The sequence below is a fragment of the Serratia sp. BIGb0163 genome (assembly GCF_024809935.1).
Lineage (GTDB): Bacteria > Pseudomonadota > Gammaproteobacteria > Enterobacterales > Enterobacteriaceae > Serratia > Serratia quinivorans.
Genome location: NZ_JANUDZ010000001.1, coordinates 2,182,712 through 2,201,010 on the forward strand (window position 1 = coordinate 2,182,712; position 18,299 = coordinate 2,201,010).

Genomic DNA, 18,299 nt, shown 5'->3' on the forward strand with positions numbered 1-18,299 from the left:
TTACTCCGCCACCTGATGCACCACGTCGATCACCGAACCGTCGCGATAGCGCACTACCGCCACCACCTTGTCGGTAAAGACGATCGGCTCAGGTTCACCGGTCAGCAGCAGCGCTCGCTGGCGCAGCCAGTCGATGCTGACCACCGGCAAACCGGCTTCTTGCAGCCGCTGCGCCAATTCCGGCCGCGCCGGGTTAACGGCAATACCATGATCGGTAACCAGAATGTCGATGCTGGAGCCGGGCGTGACACAGGTGGTGACCTGCTCAACCAGCGTTGGGATACGCCCGCGCACCAGCGGTGCCACGATGATCGCCAGCCGCGCCGCGGCTGCGGTGTCACAGTGGCCACCGGAAGCTCCGCGCAGCAGACCATCGGAACCGGTCAGCACGTTAACGTTAAAACCGGTGTCGATTTCCAACGCGCTCAGCACCACCACGTCAAGCCTGTCGACTGAAGCCCCCTTCGAGCTGAAGTTGGCGTATTGATTGGCACTGATTTCTATGTGATTGGGGTTGCGCGCCAGCGACATCGCCGCCGCACGGTCAAAGCTCTGCACGTCCAGCAAGCGGGTAATCAGCCCTTTTTCATGCAAATCCACCATGGTTGAGGTGATGCCGCCTAATGCGAAACCGGCGCGAATGCCGCGCGCGCGCATTTTGTCTTCCAGAAAACGCGTCACCGCCAGTGAAGCGCCGCCGGTACCGGTTTGCAGCGAGAAACCTTCGGTAAAGTAGCCGGAACCGGCGATCACTTCGGCGGCCCGGCGGGCAATCAGCAGTTCACGCGGGTTGGAGGTCATGCGCGTGGCGTCGGCACCAATCTTGTCGGCATCGCCCACTCGCTCAAGTTGAACGATCAGATCCACCCGATCCTGCGCCAGGCTGGCCGGATGATGCGGATAAGGCACAATCGCTTCGGTCAGCAGCACCACGGTGCCTGCCGCCTCGGCATCCACTCTGGCATAGCCCAGCGAGCCGCAGCAGGCTTCGCCGCTGTAGCCATTGGCATTACCGAACTCATCGCAGGCCGGTACCCCAAGGAAGGCGACGTCAATGGCCAGTTCACCGGACTCGATCAGGTTGACCCGGCCGCCGTGGGAGTGGATTTGTACCGGTTCGGCCAACAGGCCGCGTGAGATGGCGTCCGCCAGCGGACCGCGCACGCCGGAGGTATAAATGCGGCTCACCACCCCGTTGCGGATGTGGCCGACCAGCGGCGCATGGCATTCGCTGAGCGAGCTGGAAGCCAGCGTCAGGTTACGGAACCCCATCGCCGCCAGTGTTTCCATCACCTGATTTAGCGCCAGATCGCCACCGCGAAACGCATGGTGGAAAGAAATGGTCATGCCATCCTGCAACCCGCTGCGGCGCACCGCCTGTTCCAGCGTGTCGCAGCGTTTGATATCACGGGGTTTGCTCGCCTGCTGGTTAGCCTTGGAGGACGCCTGATAGCAGCGCAACTCCGCCAAATTATTCAGGGTCATCAGTCGTTGTTGGCGTTTCATTATGCTTCCTCTCCATGCTGAACCGAGGCTTCGCGGATGCCGGAAAGCGCTGCACGCTGCAGCACCAGCCGTGCGCGTTCAATCACCGGGCTGTCGACCATCTTGCCGTTGAGCGACACCACGCCGCGCCCTTCCTGCTCCGCCGCCGCCGCGGCATCCACCACCCGCTGGGCATGGGCCACCTCTTTGGCGGTGGGTGCATACAGGTTGTGCAACAGTTCGATCTGCCGGGGGTTAATCAGGGATTTGCCGTCGAAACCGAGCTGTTTGATCAGCGCCGCCTCCTGCAGGAAACCGGCTTCGTTATTGGCATCGGAATAAACCGTGTCGAACGCCTGAATGCCAGCCGCCCGCGCCGCCTGCAGCAACGAACAGCGTGCGAACAACAGTTCGATGCCTTCCGGAGAACGCTCGGTACGCAGGTTGCGCACGTAGTCTTCCGCTCCCAGCGCAATGCCGATCAGCCGTGGTGAGGCATGGGCAATCGCCACCGCCTGGGTAATACCCGCCGCCGACTCAATCGCCGCCAGCAGGCCGGTGCTGCCGACCGGGCGTCCGCAGTCGGCTTCAATGGCGGCAATCTCGCGATCCATGTCCACCACGTCCTGCGCACTGTCGGTTTTCGGCAGGCGCACAATGTCCGCACCGCCCCGCACCACCGCCTGCAGATCTGCCAGGCCGTAGGCGGAATCCAGCGCGTTAACCCGCACAATGGTTTCCACTTCCTGATACAGCGGATGTTGCAGTGCGTGGTAAACCAGCCGCCGCGCCGCGTCTTTCTCACGCAGGATCACCGAGTCTTCCAGATCGAACATCAGCGCATCGGCCTGATAGATAAAGGCGTTGCTTACCATCGCCGCGTTGGCACCGGGCACGAACAGCATGCTGCGACGCAGGCGGTGTTTATTCAGCGTTTTCATTAGGCGCTCCCCAAGGCAGTTGGCCATTGTCGCAGGCACGCATCAGCGCGGTTTCCAGTCGGGCCCGCAGTACGCAGTCGAGCGCCCCTTTGTCGTCCACCATCACCTGCACCGGCTCCACCTGGTAGTGCTGCAGCACCTGCAACAGCGTCTGGCGGATGGCTTCGCCAAACTGTTTTTCCACGCTGCTGGCGATCAGCAGGTCGTGTTCCGGCCCCTCGGCGGGGGCGATGCGCACCATGACATCGCTGGATTCCAGCGTGCCGGCCATTGCTTCTCGGATAATTTTCATCTTTCACCTGATTGTGCGGATTCAAAGGGGGTGGCCGCCGGTTTGGCCCGGCGCTGCATTTGCAAATCTTGCAGGTAATACAGGGTGTCCGGTGGCACCAGCGGCGCGGCGGCGTGAAAATCACCCGCGGCCAACAGCTTGCGCACCCAGGAGGCGGAGATTGCCGTGCCCTGATATTGCAAACGCTCAATTTCTACCAGCGCGATTGGCGGGCTGGATAACGCCGGGGTTTCCAGCCAATAACGCATATCGCGGTTGTACTTCGCGGTGACCTCGCAGAACGGTTCGTTGCCGACAAAACGGTGGGTGATGCCCAGCGCGGGTGCCAGATACTGACGAAAGATCTTCAGATCGATCTCGGTGTAGCAGTCGTCGGCAATGCCCTGATCTTTAATGAAGTAACAAGGGAAAGTGGCGCGGGAAATGACGTATTGCGAGCCTTCATGCACCGTCAGGTTGGCAATGTCTGCCGTGCCTGCCAGCACCAGTCGCCGCCGGTCTTCATAGCTGAAACGCGAGGTGTTTTCCTTGACCAAAAACAGGTGCAGCCAGTCGCACTTTTCGGCCGCCTGGCGCACCAGATATTGGTGACCACGGGTAAAGGGGTTGGCATTCATCACAATGCTGCCAATGCGCTTGCCCGGCTGCCGCTGACCCGCCAGTTGGGCGGCATAGCGCTTCAGGCGGCACGGGCTGTTTTCCATCAGCACCACGATGCCCGGTACCTGGGCTATCGGATAAAAACCACACTGGCGGAACAGCGGTTCATTTTGGATTTTGGTATAGATAAATAGCTGGGTGTGGTGGCGTTCATACGCCAGATTCACCAGTTCGGTCGCCAGCCGCAGTGCCAAGCCTTCGCCACGCATTTGTGGGCTGATAGCGACGCATTTGATAATATTGTCTGCTATGCCGCCGCAGGCGACCAACTTATCGTTTTGCGTAACGGTAATAAATATTTCAACCGTCGTATCAATATTCAGATCGTTACTCCGCAGGAAGGCATTAATCTGCGCAATATTTTTATGATCTGATCTTTTCACTCGGTCAAATATGGCATCGCCCAACATATCACACTCTCTGGGTTAACTAATAAATAACAAATAAAACAGAAAACGAACATCAATTAACATTTCAGCGGGGAATTAAAACCTTAAAAACCATAAAGATAAAGTAGTTAAAATCATGGCCCGCATTTGATTAAACGATAGTAATCAGAAAAAAATAGCCAATTATTGACCTGTTTCACAAACCACCTCTGGTTAATAAGTTATTTAATGTTCTTTATTTACTTAATTATTTTTATGGTGTTTATTATTGAGATAATCTTTATTTTACGCGGCAATTAACTTACATTTTATTAGCATGTTGATTGCATATTGAAAGACGATGGGGAGACGAGATTCACTATGGAATGGTTGAATATACTGATCGTCGAAGATGAAACGCCGCTGGCGGAGATGCATGCGGAGTTTATCCGGCAGAACGGCGGTTGTCGGCAAATCTGGCTGGCCGGTACCCTGGCGCAAGCCCGTATGATGACTGAGCGCTTCAAACCGGATCTGATCCTGCTGGATAACTTCCTGCCCGATGGCCAGGGCATTGAGCTGCTGCGTGAGCTGACCCTGAGTGGTTATGTCGGCGGCATCGTGTTTATCACCGCCGCCAGCGATATGGATACCGTGGCCGAAGCGCTGCGTTACGGGGTGTTCGATTACCTGATCAAACCCTTGGCCTATGATCGTCTGGCCCACACGCTGCTGCGCTTTAGCCAGCGGCGTCTGGCGCTGAAAGACAAAGCGCGGCTTAGCCAGCACCGCATCGATCAGATGTTCAACACCTACGCACGCGGTGAACAGCAGGCGGCGCTACCAGCGGGCATTGATGAACTGACGCTGGTAAAAGTCCGCGCCTTGTTCGATCACGCCTCCAGCAGCCACACCGCTGAAAGCGTTGCGCAAATAATGGGGCTAAGCCGGACCACCGCACGCCGCTATCTGGAGTTTTGTACCGCCGCCCAGCAGCTGCGTGCAGAAATCATTTACGGCAAAGTGGGCCGTCCGCAGCGGATTTATCGCCCCAACCTGCCAGAATAAGCGGTTATTTGATCGCCCCTGCAAGCTTGAATGTATACCCTATAGCTTTCAAGTCGCAGCTAGGCGCCCAGCTCGCTCATCCCCAGGCGCTTACTCGAGTAAGTTACTGGGGTGACAAATCTGCCAGGAGCAGATTTGAACGCTGCTTGCAGCGGCCCCGAAGGGGTGTGGCCCATGGACGGGCCACATAACTGAGTGCAGGTAACAACGCTGCGGCTTGAAAGATGACGGGTATAACCGCTTTACTTTTTTGGTACTCATCAGCATCTTATTCGGCATGATGCCTCTATAATCTGCCGACAGGACGATCGCCGATGAGTAGCCTGCCCCTTCCTTCCCTGAAAGACCTCCTCGCCCGCCGGGACTGGCAAAATCCGGCCTGTACCCATTATCAGCGGCTGGCTGCACATCCGCCTTTCTCGAGCTGGCGCAACCTGAATGCCGCCCGTGATGACAAGAGCAGCGAGAGCCGGCAAATATTGAACGGCGACTGGCAGTTCAGCTATTTCGATAAGCCCCAGGCGGTACCCGACGGTTGGTTACAACAGGACCTGGCCGACGCAGATACTCTTGCGGTGCCGTCCAACTGGCAACTTGCCGGTTATGACGCGCCGATCTACACCAACGTCCGCTACCCGATCCCGGTCAATCCGCCACAGGTACCAGAGGAAAACCCGACCGGCTGCTATTCGCGGCAGTTTACCGTCGACCCTGCCTGGCTGGCGGAAGGCCAGACGCGCATCATTTTTGACGGCGTCAACTCGGCGTTTTATCTGTGGTGCAACGGCCACTGGGTTGGTTATTCACAGGATAGCCGCCTGCCCGCCGAGTTTGATCTCAGCCCCTGGTTGCAGGCCGGTGAGAACCGACTGGCGGTGATGGTGCTGCGCTGGTGCGATGGCAGCTATCTGGAAGATCAGGATATGTGGCGCATGAGCGGTATTTTCCGCGACGTCAGCCTGCTGCATAAACCCGCCACGCATTTGAGCGATATCCGCATCACCACCCCGCTGTATGACAGTTTCCGCCGTGGCGAACTGGTGGCGGAAGTTCACATCAACCAGCCCACGCAGCACCGGGTACAGTTGCAGTTATGGCGTGATGGCCAGTTGGTTGGGGAAAAAACTCAGGCATTCGGCAGTGAAATTATCGACGAACGCGGTGCCTATGAGGATCGCACTACCCTGCGCCTGCCGGTGGAACAACCGGCGTTGTGGAGCGCGGAAACACCCACGCTGTACCGCGCAACCGTCACCCTGCTGTCGCCGGAAGGAAAAATTATTGAGGTGGAGGCCTATGACGTCGGCTTCCGCCAGGTGGAAATCAGCAATGGACTGCTGAAGCTTAACGGCCAGCCCTTGTTGATCCGCGGTACCAACCGCCACGAACATCATCCGCAGCACGGCCAGGTGATGGACGAGGCCACCATGCGCCATGACATCCTGCTGATGAAGCAACACAACTTCAACGCGGTGCGCTGCTCACACTACCCGAACCATCCATTGTGGTACCGGCTATGCGATCGCTACGGGCTGTATGTGGTGGATGAAGCCAATATTGAAACCCACGGCATGCAGCCGATGAACCGGTTGTCTGACGATCCGCTATGGTTGCCGGCAATGAGCGAACGCGTAACCCGCATGGTGCAGCGTGACCGCAACCACCCTTGTATTATTATCTGGTCGCTGGGTAACGAATCCGGTCACGGCTGCAACCACGACGCGCTGTATCGCTGGGTGAAAACTCAGGATCCTACCCGCCCGGTTCAGTACGAAGGCGGCGGGGCCAACAGCGCCGCCACCGATATTATCTGCCCGATGTATGCGCGGGTGGATCAGGATCAGCCGTTCCCCGCCGTGCCCAAGTGGTCAATCAAAAAGTGGATCGGCCTGCCGGATGAGCATCGTCCGCTGATCCTGTGTGAATACGCTCATGCGATGGGCAACAGCTTCGGGGGTTTTGACCGCTACTGGCAGGCCTTCCGTCAGTATCCGCGCCTGCAGGGTGGCTTCGTCTGGGACTGGGTCGATCAGGCACTGACCCGCAGTGATGAAAACGGCAACCCTTACTGGGCTTACGGTGGCGACTTTGGCGACACGCCAAACGATCGACAATTCTGCCTTAACGGTCTGGTATTCCCCGACCGCACACCCCACCCTGCGCTGTTTGAAGCGCAACGCGCACAGCAATTTTTCCAGTTTACCTTCGACGCCGAAACGCTGACGCTGACCGTCAACAGCGAGTATCTGTTCCGCCAAACCGATAATGAACGGCTGAACTGGCGGCTGGAACTCGATGGCACGGAGCGCGCCAGCGGCAGCTTCGATCTCAACCTGCTACCGCAGAGTAGCGCCAGCTTTCCACTGCTCGAACGCTTGCCGATGCTCCATCAACCCGGCGAACTGTGGCTGAATGTTGAAGTGGTGCAACCGCTGGCCACCGACTGGTCCGAAGTCAACCATCGCTGCGCCTGGGGCCAATGGTTGGTGCCACGAACGCTGCATTTTGCACCAGCGACAGCGGACGGGTCAGCGCCACAGCTGAGCCAAAATGAGCAAACTATCGACATCACCCATGGCCATCAACGCTGGCAGTTTACGCGCCACGACGGCTGCCTGAGCCAATGGTGGCAACATGACCACCCTCAACTGCTGACGCCACTGCGCGATAACTTTATCCGTGCGCCGCTGGATAACGACATCGGCATCAGCGAAGTTGAGCGCATCGATCCCAACGCCTGGGTAGAACGCTGGAAACTGGCAGGCATGTATCGGCTGGAGGAGCGCTGCACGCTGTTGCAGGCCGATCAATTGAGCGACGGCGTGCGGGTGGTGAGTGAACACCTGTTCGAAGCCGATGGGCAAACGCTGCTGCGCAGTCGCAAACAGTGGCTGTTCGACAGCGAGGGCGCCGTCAGCATCAGCGTCGACGTCGATATTGCCGCCAGTCTGCCGCCACCGGCACGTATTGGCCTGAGCTGCCAATTGAAAGAAATTCATCCACAGGCGCAATGGTTGGGGCTGGGCCCGCATGAGAACTACCCGGACCGCCGCCTCGCCGCGCAATTTGGGCGTTGGCAGCAGCCGCTGGAAGCGTTGCACACGCCGTATATCTTCCCCGGCGAGAACGGGCTGCGCTGCGAGACCCGCAGCCTGCAGTACGGTGGCTGGTACATCGACGGACGGTTCCACTTCTCGCTCAGCCGCTACGGCCTGCGCCAGTTGATGGAATGCAGCCACCAGCACCTGCTACAACCGGAAGCCGGCACCTGGCTCAGCCTGGACGGTTTTCACATGGGGGTGGGCGGTGACGACTCCTGGAGCCCGAGCGTTAATCAGGACTACCTGCTCAACCGCAGCCATTACCATTATCAACTGCGTCTAAAACGTGCAGAACGGAGCTAAATCTGCCAAAAGCTCAACGGGTTGCGCATTCTGTAAGCAAACAGTCACAGAATGCGTAATCCACCTTTGACATGCTGCCAACACCCCGTTATGATTCCGGCCGTTCAAACGATTCCTCTGTAGTTCAGTCGGTAGAACGGCGGACTGTTAATCCGTATGTCACTGGTTCGAGTCCAGTCAGAGGAGCCAAATTAGAGAAGCCCGCTTAAGGAAACTTAAGCGGGCTTTTTGCTTTTCCAGATATCGCACATGCCAGGCAAAAACATGCTCATCTCCTGGTTTTAAGCAATTTTTCCCCTCTATTCTCAACACATCCCAAAGCAACGGCTCTGTGAGGCTCGCTTGTGGGTTACCAGAGGTGATGAGTGCCGTATCAGTGCGACACGAAATCAGCTTGCTGTTTGCCGCAGTCCTGGGTTATCTGTTTCTCGGTGAAATACTCACGCTGAGCAAAATACTGGCGAGCACGGTGAGTGCTACCGGCACGCTGTTGATGGATTGACGATAACAGGAGGACTTAAAATGCCTGACTCCCCTACTATTGCTCTGATTGGTCCCGGTGCGATTGGTACCACTATCGCTGCTGCACTACACGAAGTCGGCCGCACGCCACTACTTTGTGGGCGCACCGCGCACCCACAATTAATTCTGCGTCACGATGAAGGTGAAGTGGTGGTTCCTGGTCCGGTATTGAGCAGGCCGCCGACCAGCACCCAACCCTTCGATCTGGTCTTTGTGGCGGTGAAAACGACCCAGGTGGCTGAGAGCGCCCATTGGCTTGCCGCGTTATGCGATGAAAACACTGTCGTGTGTGCGCTGCAAAACGGCGTCGAACAGAAAACTCTGTTGGAACCCTATATTAACGGAGCAACGGTACTGCCTTCGGTCGTATGGTTCCCGGCACAGCGCGAACCAGATTCCTCTGTCCGCCTGCGGGCTAAACCGCGTTTGACACTCCCGGATGTGCCGCAGGTAAAACGGGTCGTTGATGCGCTCAGCGGTAGCCGCTGCAGCGTTGAGTTGTCATCCGATTTCCTCTCGATCGCCTGGCGCAAACTATTGCAGAATGCGGTCGCGGGCCTGATGGTTCTTGCAAACCGCCGTGCGGGAATGTTCTCACGCGGGGATATCACGAAACTGGCACTGGCTTATTTGCATGAATGTCTGACTGTCGCACGAGCCGAAGGTGCGGTACTTAGCGATAACGTTCCCCAGGAGATCGTTGACGGTTTTCATCGTGCGCCTGCGGACTTGGGTACCTCCATTCTCGCCGATCGCCAGGCCAATCGCCCGCTGGAATGGGAGATACGCAACGGCGTCGTGCAGCGTTATGGTCATGCGCAGGGTATTCCTACCCCCATTAGCGACATCCTGGTTCCTTTGTTGGCAGCAGGAAGCGAGGGGCCGGGTTGAAGCGCTAAACACCAACGGCGTTTGTAGGGGGCGTTTCTCAAAGCTTTTTGACCCGTCACTGCCCCCACTACCGGCACCTACCCCCTCCGCACTCAGATCATGAAGATACCTCATGTGGTAATGAAATTAAGTCGCTTTCACTCATTCCGTGGCTCTGGCATAAAAGATGCAATGTTAACTTACTGACAACATGAAGACTGACGAATGAGAAACCCAGTAGTTTCTGGTAAATCAAAAAGTTAGATTCAGTTTTCATACCAGAAATCAGGGTGCAAGATCACGATGAACAAAGATTTTACATTTACTATCAAGAGCAGTAGTTTCGATGAAAACTATAACCCTTCCGAAAATACGCGCATCACGACCAATTTTGCCAATTTGGCCAGAGGCAAGAACCGTCAGGAGAACCTGCGCAATACTCTGGTGATGATTGACAATCGTTTCAATACCCTGGCGCATTGGGATAACCCCAAAGGCGATCGCTATTCTGTCGAACTTGAAATCATTTCCGTTGAGATGAATATTAAAAACAATGACAATAGCTTCCCCGTCATTGAGATATTAAAAACCAACATTATTGATAAAAAAACCAACAAACGCACTGAAGGTATCGTAGGGAATAATTTCTCTTCTTACGTGCGAGATTATGACTTCAGTGTGTTGCTGTTAGAGCACAATAATAACCAAGCCGGCTTTAGCATTCCAGATGACTTTGGCAACTTGCACGGGAATATATTTAAATATTTCGTCAACTCAAATGAGTACAGAGATAACTTTAAAAAATCACCGGTAATATGCTTAAGCGTTTCAAGTAAAGACACCTATTACCAGACTGGGAATCAGCATCCTGTATTAGGCATTGAATACCAGCAAAACGATTCTTCTTTGACTGAAAAGTACTTCAGCAAGATGGGCCTGCAGGTTCGCTATTTTATGCCAAAAAATAGCGTTGCGCCCTTGGCCTTTTATTTTTCTGGTGATTTACTTAGTGATTACACCGATCTTGAACTTATCAGTACCATCAGCACGATGGAGACTTTCCAAAAGATTTACCGCCCTGAGATTTACAATGCAAACTCTGCAGCCGGACAATACTATCAGCCGGCCCTGAATCACCAGGATCATTCATTAACAAAAATTGTTTATGACCGTGAAGAGCGTAGCCAGTTGGCCATTGAGCAGGGGAAATTTACTGAAGAACACTTTATCAAACCCTATAAGACTATTTTTGAGCAATGGTCTGCTCACTGCGCGCTTTGATTAACCAAAAAATAAAAGGTCATCCATTTTGACTGCTCCCCGCCCTAAAGGGCGAGGATTCCCACTTCACTGAGTCGAACCTAAGCCGCTTGATGCGATTCAGGATTTACAGACTCTCCGTGGGCTAACGCTGCCAGCCCGGCAGCTTTTATATTCCGTGCCGCATTGATGTCACGGTCATGGCTTGTCTGGCATTCCGGACAATTCCATTTACGAACATCAAGAGGCAATTTTTTCATGGTGAAGCCGCAACAACTACAACGCTTTGAGGACGGGAAAAACGGGGCAATTGCGACCAGTGAACGCCCGCCCCATTCAGCCTTGTATGCGAGCTGGCGCACAAACTCGCCCCAGCTTGCATCGGCTATCGCTTTCGACAGCTTAGGGTTGCGGATCATGTTCTTCACTTTCAGGGATTCAACGCAAACAACTTGGTTATCGTTAATCAGTTTGCGGGACAACTTGTGCAAGTTATCCATGCGGCAATCGGCAATTTTCGCGTGGAGTCGGGTCACCTTCAAGCGGGCTTTAGCGCGGTTTTTCGAACCTTTCGCTTTTTTGCTTAAACGGCGCTGAAGTAGCGCCAGGCGAGCCGCGTATTTAGCGGTATGGCGGGGATTGCCTTGTTTAAATCCAGCGTCAGTAACGAACAAATCCTTTAAGCCCACATCAATGCCCACGGTTTTAGCGGAAATGGGCAGTGATACAGGTTCAAACTCGCACAGACAGGAAACGAAATATCGTCCGGCTGCATCTTTGGAAATAGTGACGGTTGACGGCACGGATGGGAGTTCACGGCTCCAGCGCACGTCCAATGGGGCTTTGCTCTTAGCCATATGCAGCTTGCCATCACGATATTTAAACGCGCTGGCGGTCAATTCAGCGACCTGTTTGTGGCGTTTGCTTTTGAATGCTGGATATTTAGCCCGACCTGCAAAAAAGTGAGAAAAGGCCGTCTGTTGGTGGCGTAGCGATTGTTGCAAGGGGAAACAGGAAACGTCATTGAGCCATGCGCATCCAGGCTCTTTTTTAAGCGCGGTTAACCGCGCATTAGCTTGCAGATAGCCGATCTTCTCCTGGCGCTCATAGTAAGCATCAGTACGCCAGCGAAGGATTGAATTATAGACAAAACGCACACAGCCGAACGTTTGAGCCAAAAGCTCAACCTGATCGGCTGTTGGATAGAATCGGTATTTGTATGCGCATTTCATATGTACAAAATTACAGGAGCCATCGTGAAAAGACAAAAAGAAGTTAGCTCGAAAACCGCCTCCTTTCCTCCCCGGCCTGAAGGCCGAGGTTTCCCGGAGGCACTCTGATGAAAATATTACTCCCAACTTCGACTGCCGGCAGCTTACCCAAGCCTTCCTGGCTGGCACAACCAGAGACACTTTGGTCACCCTGGAAATTGCAGGATGAGGAACTGATTGAGGGTAAACAAGATGCCCTGCGCTTGTCCCTGGAAGATCAGCAACGGGCAGGCATTGATATTGTCAGTGATGGCGAACAAACGCGCCAACACTTTGTAACTACCTTTATTGAGCACCTGAGCGGCGTTGATTTTGAAAAACGGCAGACGGTCAGAATTCGTAATCGCTATGATGCCAGTGTACCCACTGTCGTCGGTGCGGTGGCCCGTCAAAAGCCAGTGTTTGTTGAAGACGCCCGTTTTTTACGTCAGCTAACCAAGCAGCCGATTAAATGGGCCCTGCCAGGCCCAATGACGATGATAGATACGCTTTATGATAGCCACTATAAAAGCCGCGAAAAACTGGCCTGGGAATTCGCTAAAATTCTCAACCAGGAAGCCCGAGAGTTAGAGGCGGCCGGTGTCGATATTATCCAGTTTGATGAGCCGGCATTTAATGTTTTCTTTGACGAAGTGAATGATTGGGGGATCGCCGCTTTAGAAAGAGCCATCGAAGGGCTTAAATGTGAAACGGCTGTGCATATCTGCTATGGATATGGCATCAAAGCCAATACCGATTGGAAAAAAACGCTGGGGTCAGAATGGCGGCAATATGAAGAAGCTTTCCCCAAGCTGCAGACATCCAATATCGATATAATCTCACTGGAATGTCATAACTCGCATGTTCCAATGGACTTGCTTGAACTGATCCGCGGTAAAAAAGTGATGGTAGGCGCCATTGACGTGGCAACCAATGCCATAGAAACACCGGAGGAAGTCGCCAATACTTTACGTAAGGCACTGCAGTTTGTTGACGCCGACAAGCTCTACCCTTCAACCAACTGCGGCATGGCCCCGTTGTCTCGTCGGGTAGCCACAGGCAAGCTCAATGCTTTGAGTGCAGGCGCTGAGATCATCCGCAGAGAACTCTCCGCTAAATAACCCCGCCAAATTAGAAAAGCAGGCTTCTCCGGAAGTCTGCTTTTGGTATTTTAGCCAGGCGTTAGTGCTCAGGCTTCACTGGTTGCTCTCAGAGAACTGACAACTTCACGCGCTTCGGCGAACAGTTTTTGGTAGTGGGCCTCGCCGTCGGTGATCCCCTCCTCCACGCCAATCGTATTATAGAGAAAATCGATCCTTGCATCCTCCACACCCAGATAGGCCATGCTGCCATTAATGTAATCGGTCATGTTCTTTTCCCAGCCGTACTTAATGAATCCTGACTGTGAACCGCCCACCAAAGCCAGCCAGCGGATCTTTTTATCCTTCAGGCCACTCCCTGCGCCGTAGGCCAGACCATAGTTCCAGACGCGTTCCAGGTAACCTTTAAGCATTGCCGGAAAGGCATACCACCATACGGGGAACACCAGAACCAGTGTGTCCTTATCCTCCAGCTCATTGAAAAGCCGATGCACTTCTTCAGAATAGGTTTTCTGCGGATTATCCCAGTCCGGCTCATCTTCCACCCTGAGTAGCGGATCAAAATGGCTGCGGTAGAGATCAAGGCTGGAAACATTGTAGCCCTGACGCGCCGCTTCGCTCTGCATCTCACCCACCACCTGCGCGGTTAAAGAATCGGGACGCGGATGGGCCCAGATAAAGTAAATATTATTTAATTTCATATAATTACCCTAATTCTCCGTGAAAGAACTATTACTTTACGGCCGCAGGATAGTTGTGTAAAACGTAGTATTTGAGATGGGTTATTGAGGAAAATTCACTAATGCAGCCGAACTTTTCAGACTTTGCTTCGTTTATTGCCGTCGCACGCTACAAAAGTTTTCGGGAGGCGGGTGATGAGCTGGGGTTATCCCCCTCCGCCATGAGTCATTCCATCAAGCAGCTGGAGCAGAGATTAAAGGTCCGTTTATTTAATCGCACCACTCGCAGCGTGGCGCTGACTGAAGCGGGATTAACCCTTTTTGAACGGCTGCGCCCGGTGTTTGATGAATTCAATACCATACTCGACGAGATGAATTGCTTTCGCGATGCCCCAATGGGCACTCTGAAAATCAATACTTCACGCCTGGCCTCACGTCTCTTTCTGTTGCCGATAATCGCCGGGTTCAGCCGCAAATATCCGGACATAAAAGTGGAGATCACCACCGATGACAAGCTGGTGGACATTGTCCGACAGGAGTTCGATGCCGGGATCCGCCTGAATAACCGGGTAGAAAAAGACATGATTACCGTCCCTATCGGGCCGAAAATCAAACTGGTGGTGGTCGCCACGCCTGAATACCTTAAGCATCATCCTGCACCGACGCATCCGTGCGAGCTGATTCATCACCAAAGCGTCATTTTTCGTTTCCAGAGCGGCCGCCCTTATCTCTGGGAATTTGAAACCCCATCAGGGAAACTTGAAGTGGCTCCGGTTGGAAATATCATGCTCGACGATATGGATTCAGCGCTTGAGGCGGTTCTGCGCGGAGCCGGGCTGGGCTATCTCTATTACGAACAGGTGAAAGAACATCTGCAAAGCGGCAAGCTCGCCAAGGTTCTGGACGATTGGCTCCCCGAACGCCCATCCCTGCAACTCTATTATCCTAATCGCCAATATATGTCCGGCCCATTACGCGCTTTTATTGACTACATGAAAGAGACGCAGAGATCGGCTGAAAATAGTCATCAGGATAAGCAAATCTGATCGCGGCAGTGAGTTTGCCAACCAGCAAACTTCCCCCTATCTCCCTTTCAGCGTTCTCCGCCCTTTTCCCTGTATGAGGCTTGTCACAAAACGCGCATGAAGTTTTAGCGTCCAGCGAACAAGTCAGCGCAGGGGAATCATTGTTAACGACCCGTTACAGCTTATCGCATTCAATTGTTAACGTTGATTCATGCGGCAAACGCATCAGCTGATGCGTTTATTGCGCTTATTTACTTTATTGACCTGATCCAGTCTGCAGAAACAGGCGCAGTAAAAGCGTCAATGACAAACTGGAGATTAAGATGCATTCCTCTAACGCCCCCATGACCCGCCAGGCCAGAATCAGCGCGATACTGCGAGTTACCTCTGGCAACTTTCTGGAGCAGTTTGATTTTTTCCTGTTCGGGTTCTATGCCACCTACATCGCCCATACCTTTTCCGGCCAGCAGTGAATTTGCCTCGCTGATGATGACCTTCGCGGTCTTTGGCGCGGGCTTTTTGATGCGTCCTATCGGTGCAATCGTGTTGGGCGCGTACATTGATAAAGTCGGCAGACGTAAAGGGCTGATTGTTACCCTGTCGATCATGGCCGCCGGGACTTTCCTGATTGTACTCATTCCGTCCTATCAGACGATCGGGATCTGGGCGCCGTTGCTGGTGCTGGGCGGCCGTTTATTGCAAGGCTTTTCAGCCGGTGCTGAACTGGGTGGCGTATCCGTTTACCTGGCCGAAATTGCCACCCCTGGCCGTAAAGGCTTTTACACCAGTTGGCAGTCTGGCAGCCAGCAAGTGGCCATTATGGTGGCAGCGGCGATGGGTTTCGCCCTGAATGCCGTCATGGAAGAAAGCGCCATTCGCGAATGGGGTTGGCGTCTGCCTTTCCTGTTCGGTTGCCTGATTGTCCCTTTCATCTTTTTCCTGCGTCGCAAACTGGAAGAGACCCAGGAGTTTAACGCCCGTCGCAACCACCTGGCGATGCGCGAGGTGTTTAAAACCCTCTTGGCGAACTGGCAGGTGGTTATTGCCGGCATGCTGATGGTCGCCATGACCACCACCGCGTTTTATTTGATCACCGTGTATGCACCGACGTTCGGTAAAAAAGTGCTGATGCTAAGCGCCTCTGACAGCCTGCTGGTGACCTTGCTGGTAGCGATATCCAACTTCCTCTGGCTGCCGGTTGGGGGCGCTCTGTCAGACCGTTTTGGTCGTAAACCGGTCCTGATTACCATGGCCCTGCTGGCACTGGTCACTGCGTATCCGGCACTTGGCCTGCTTGCTGCAGCCCCCAGTTTCTCCATGATGCTCACGGTGCTGTTATGGCTCTCCTTCATCTATGGGCTCTACAACGGTGCCATGATCCCGGCGTTAACCGAGATCATGCCGACGGAGGTCCGGGTTGCCGGTTTCTCACTGGCCTACAGCCTGGCGACCGCTGTCTTTGGCGGATTTACACCGGTCATTTCTACCGCACTGATCGAGTACACCGGCGATAAGGCATCCCCCGGCTACTGGATGAGTTTTGCTGCGCTATGTGCATTGCTGGCGACGTTCTATCTGTACCGTCGCAGCCCATTATCTTTACAAACAGCCGCTTAAATCAGGGATTACGTCATGCAAAAAATCTATCGTTCATTGCTCGCCACGTTGGTGATTTTCTCTGTCAGTACGGGAGTACAAGCTAAAGAAGTGACCGTCATGATTTCAGGGGGCTTTAAAGCCGCACTGGAAAAACTGGCGCCAGAGTTTGAAGCAAAGAGTGGCGACAAAATCATTTTGGTGTCCGGCCCCTCGATGGGTAATACGCCCCAGGCGATCCCAGCACGCCTGGCTCGCGGCGAAAATGCCGACGTGGTGATTATGGTGGGCGATGCGCTAAAAAAGTTGGAAAAGGATAACTGGATCCAGCCGGGTTCGCGCGTGGAACTGGCCGACTCGCCGATTGGCATGGTGGTCAAACAAGGTGACCCTAAACCCAATATCAAAAATGATGCAGAGCTGCGTAATACCCTGCTGCAGGCTAAATCCATTGCCTATTCTGACAGTGCCAGCGGCAGATATGTCAGCAGCCAGCTGTTCCAAAAACTGGGTATTGAAGACCAGGTGAAGGAGAAAGCGCATAAGGTTGAACGCATTCCGGTGGCATCCGAGGTGGCAAAAGGAAAATATGCGCTAGGTTTCCAGCAGGTTAGTGAACTGCTCCCTGTCCCGGGCGTAACCTTTATTGGCGAACTGCCTGACAATGTCCAGTACATTACCCGTTTTGCCGGTGCGGTCACCGCCAAAGCCGAACACCGTCAGGAAGGCAAAGCGCTACTGGATTTCCTGTCCTCCTCGCAGGCGCAAAAAACCATTCACACCACCGGGATGAGAACCGTGAAGGCTGAACAACCGGCTAGGCAGAGTGATACTGTTCAGTGATCAATTTTTCCAGCTCAGCGGCAAGATAGGATTGCATACGTCCGCTGCGCCGGATCAGGCCGACGGTGCGCTTGACAACCGGCTCGGTCAGCGGCAGGTGAGTCAGCACCGAATGGTCCGATCCCGGCATAGACATAGCGGGTACGGCGGCAATGCCGATACCCGCCTCAACCATGCCCAGCAGGGTCGTCACATGGCGGGTTTCGCAGAGGCTGGGACGCTCAGGGATGATATGCGCCAGCATCTGATCGAGCAGATTGCGGTTGCCGGAGGTTTTATCCAGCCCCACATAATCCTGCTGATAAAACTCGCGCCAGGTCAGGCTTTTTTTAGTGGCCAGAGGGTGATCGCGCCTGCAGGCAGCCACATAAACATCCCCAATCAACGGCAAAAATTCGATATTGGGTTGCAGGTTTCTCGCAAAACAGATGCCGAAGTCGGCCTGGCCACTGGTAACCGCTTCGATGACATTGCCTGCACTGCTATCGATAAGCTTAACGCGTACGCGGGGATAGCGAGCCTGGAAGCGGCGAATCACGTCGGGCATGAAGTAGTAGGCCGCTGAAGGCACCGTGGCGACGGTGACCAGGCCCGTTCTGTCCTGACTGACTTTATTGATATCTGCTAATACCAACTCAACGTTCATCAATAGTTGATCTGAACGCTCGGCGAAGGTCTGTCCATAAAGGGTTAGCGTGACACGTCTGGTGGTTCTATCGAACAGCTTAATGCCCAGCGCGGATTCCAGCTTCTCTATCCTGCGGCTCAATGCTGACTGCGAAAGGCAGATGGACTCCGCGGCAAGCCGAAAATTGCCGTATTCAACCAACGCGCGGAAGGCGTAGAGATCGTTGAGGTCAAAATTTACGGGCATAGTGACAGGCAATCCTTTCGGAAGCGGCAAGGGTTTAAAGGAAAGATGATAGCCACTTATC

15 protein-coding genes, 1 tRNA gene and 1 pseudogene are annotated in these 18,299 nt (G+C 54.2%); 10 read left to right on the top strand and 7 right to left on the bottom strand.

Features of this window, described 5'->3' with window-relative positions:
- Genes citF through citC form a run of 4 tightly spaced genes read right to left on the bottom strand, consistent with a single transcriptional unit; the run spans position 1 to position 3,788 of the window.
- Positions 1-1,506 (bottom strand): citrate lyase subunit alpha, encoded by a 1,506-nt coding sequence (gene citF, locus M2406_RS10455; RefSeq protein WP_259189860.1) that lies wholly within the window; start codon positions 1,504-1,506, stop codon positions 1-3.
- On the bottom strand, positions 1,506-2,426 hold the full coding sequence (citE, locus tag M2406_RS10460; protein WP_017893387.1) for a citrate (pro-3S)-lyase subunit beta: 921 nt from the start codon (positions 2,424-2,426) through the stop codon (positions 1,506-1,508). Before citE ends, citF begins: the two co-directional genes overlap by 1 nt.
- On the bottom strand, positions 2,410-2,718 hold the full coding sequence (gene citD, locus M2406_RS10465) for a citrate lyase acyl carrier protein (RefSeq protein WP_012145888.1): 309 nt from the start codon (positions 2,716-2,718) through the stop codon (positions 2,410-2,412). Before citD ends, citE begins: the two co-directional genes overlap by 17 nt.
- The gene (citC, locus tag M2406_RS10470) at positions 2,715-3,788 is read right to left on the bottom strand and encodes a [citrate (pro-3S)-lyase] ligase (RefSeq protein WP_259189861.1); all 1,074 of its coding nucleotides are present in this window, start codon (positions 3,786-3,788) and stop codon (positions 2,715-2,717) included. The genes citD and citC overlap by 4 nt, the downstream gene beginning before the upstream one ends.
- A gap of 339 nt (positions 3,789-4,127) precedes the next feature.
- On the opposite strand from citC, the gene dpiA reads away from it, so the two are divergent.
- The 6 genes from dpiA (at position 4,128) to M2406_RS10500 (ending at position 10,891) form a co-directional block, all read left to right on the top strand.
- The gene (gene dpiA / locus M2406_RS10475; RefSeq protein ID WP_112362519.1) at positions 4,128-4,814 is read left to right on the top strand and encodes a two-component response regulator DpiA; all 687 of its coding nucleotides are present in this window, start codon (positions 4,128-4,130) and stop codon (positions 4,812-4,814) included.
- 314 nt (positions 4,815-5,128) lie between these two features.
- Positions 5,129-8,218: a beta-galactosidase gene (locus M2406_RS10480; RefSeq protein ID WP_259189862.1), complete on the top strand. Its 3,090-nt coding sequence runs from the start codon at positions 5,129-5,131 to the stop codon at positions 8,216-8,218.
- A gap of 113 nt (positions 8,219-8,331) precedes the next feature.
- Positions 8,332-8,407 (top strand) — tRNA-Asn (locus tag M2406_RS10485).
- 172 nt (positions 8,408-8,579) lie between these two features.
- Positions 8,580-8,720: a hypothetical protein gene (locus M2406_RS10490; protein ID WP_259189863.1), complete on the top strand. Its 141-nt coding sequence runs from the start codon at positions 8,580-8,582 to the stop codon at positions 8,718-8,720.
- 20 nt (positions 8,721-8,740) lie between these two features.
- Positions 8,741-9,631 carry an oxidoreductase gene (locus M2406_RS10495; RefSeq protein WP_259189865.1) on the top strand — a complete coding sequence of 297 codons (891 nt, stop codon included), beginning with the start codon at positions 8,741-8,743 and terminating at the stop codon, positions 9,629-9,631.
- A 282-nt stretch (positions 9,632-9,913) separates the two neighbouring features.
- A complete protein-coding gene (locus M2406_RS10500; RefSeq protein ID WP_259189866.1) occupies positions 9,914-10,891 on the top strand; it encodes a DUF1852 domain-containing protein in 978 nt (325 codons plus the stop codon).
- An 80-nt stretch (positions 10,892-10,971) separates the two neighbouring features.
- Here the strand turns inward: M2406_RS10500 and M2406_RS10505 are convergent, their stop codons facing one another.
- The gene (locus M2406_RS10505) at positions 10,972-12,102 is read right to left on the bottom strand and encodes a transposase (RefSeq protein WP_259189868.1); all 1,131 of its coding nucleotides are present in this window, start codon (positions 12,100-12,102) and stop codon (positions 10,972-10,974) included.
- A 107-nt stretch (positions 12,103-12,209) separates the two neighbouring features.
- On the opposite strand from M2406_RS10505, the gene M2406_RS10510 reads away from it, so the two are divergent.
- Positions 12,210-13,241: a methionine synthase gene (locus tag M2406_RS10510; protein ID WP_012145894.1), complete on the top strand. Its 1,032-nt coding sequence runs from the start codon at positions 12,210-12,212 to the stop codon at positions 13,239-13,241.
- A gap of 68 nt (positions 13,242-13,309) precedes the next feature.
- Here M2406_RS10510 and M2406_RS10515 read toward each other — a convergent pair whose 3' ends face one another.
- On the bottom strand, positions 13,310-13,921 hold the full coding sequence (locus M2406_RS10515) for an NAD(P)H oxidoreductase (protein WP_259189869.1): 612 nt from the start codon (positions 13,919-13,921) through the stop codon (positions 13,310-13,312).
- Positions 13,922-14,022: 101 nt separating this feature from the next.
- Between M2406_RS10515 and M2406_RS10520 the strand changes: the two genes are divergently transcribed.
- From M2406_RS10520 to M2406_RS10530, 3 genes and pseudogenes are all read left to right on the top strand, one after another.
- On the top strand, positions 14,023-14,946 hold the full coding sequence (locus M2406_RS10520) for a LysR family transcriptional regulator (protein ID WP_259189870.1): 924 nt from the start codon (positions 14,023-14,025) through the stop codon (positions 14,944-14,946).
- A 302-nt stretch (positions 14,947-15,248) separates the two neighbouring features.
- Positions 15,249-16,542 (top strand): annotated as a pseudogene (locus M2406_RS10525) (MFS transporter).
- 15 nt (positions 16,543-16,557) lie between these two features.
- Positions 16,558-17,364: a substrate-binding domain-containing protein gene (locus M2406_RS10530; RefSeq protein ID WP_259189871.1), complete on the top strand. Its 807-nt coding sequence runs from the start codon at positions 16,558-16,560 to the stop codon at positions 17,362-17,364.
- Here the strand turns inward: M2406_RS10530 and M2406_RS10535 are convergent.
- Entirely contained in the window at positions 17,339-18,238 is a 900-nt protein-coding gene (locus tag M2406_RS10535; protein WP_012145899.1) for a LysR family transcriptional regulator, read from the bottom strand. The two genes, M2406_RS10530 and M2406_RS10535, sit on opposite strands and share 26 nt — an antisense overlap.
- Positions 18,239-18,299 lie beyond the last annotated feature (61 nt).

Excerpts from the sequence above, each read along its gene's own strand:
- citF (WP_259189860.1), bottom strand. The coding sequence starts at position 1,506 with ATGAAACGCCAACAACGACTGATGACCCTGAATAATTTGGCGGAGTTG.
- citE (WP_017893387.1), bottom strand. The coding sequence starts at position 2,426 with ATGAAAACGCTGAATAAACACCGCCTGCGTCGCAGCATGCTGTTCGTG.
- citD (WP_012145888.1), bottom strand. The coding sequence starts at position 2,718 with ATGAAAATTATCCGAGAAGCAATGGCCGGCACGCTGGAATCCAGCGAT.
- citC (WP_259189861.1), bottom strand. The coding sequence starts at position 3,788 with ATGTTGGGCGATGCCATATTTGACCGAGTGAAAAGATCAGATCATAAA.
- dpiA (WP_112362519.1), top strand. The coding sequence starts at position 4,128 with ATGGAATGGTTGAATATACTGATCGTCGAAGATGAAACGCCGCTGGCG.
- M2406_RS10480 (WP_259189862.1), top strand. The coding sequence starts at position 5,129 with ATGAGTAGCCTGCCCCTTCCTTCCCTGAAAGACCTCCTCGCCCGCCGG.
- M2406_RS10490 (WP_259189863.1), top strand. The coding sequence starts at position 8,580 with ATGAGTGCCGTATCAGTGCGACACGAAATCAGCTTGCTGTTTGCCGCA.
- M2406_RS10495 (WP_259189865.1), top strand. The coding sequence starts at position 8,741 with ATGCCTGACTCCCCTACTATTGCTCTGATTGGTCCCGGTGCGATTGGT.
- M2406_RS10500 (WP_259189866.1), top strand. The coding sequence starts at position 9,914 with ATGAACAAAGATTTTACATTTACTATCAAGAGCAGTAGTTTCGATGAA.
- M2406_RS10505 (WP_259189868.1), bottom strand. The coding sequence starts at position 12,102 with ATGAAATGCGCATACAAATACCGATTCTATCCAACAGCCGATCAGGTT.
- M2406_RS10510 (WP_012145894.1), top strand. The coding sequence starts at position 12,210 with ATGAAAATATTACTCCCAACTTCGACTGCCGGCAGCTTACCCAAGCCT.
- M2406_RS10515 (WP_259189869.1), bottom strand. The coding sequence starts at position 13,921 with ATGAAATTAAATAATATTTACTTTATCTGGGCCCATCCGCGTCCCGAT.
- M2406_RS10520 (WP_259189870.1), top strand. The coding sequence starts at position 14,023 with ATGCAGCCGAACTTTTCAGACTTTGCTTCGTTTATTGCCGTCGCACGC.
- M2406_RS10530 (WP_259189871.1), top strand. The coding sequence starts at position 16,558 with ATGCAAAAAATCTATCGTTCATTGCTCGCCACGTTGGTGATTTTCTCT.
- M2406_RS10535 (WP_012145899.1), bottom strand. The coding sequence starts at position 18,238 with ATGCCCGTAAATTTTGACCTCAACGATCTCTACGCCTTCCGCGCGTTG.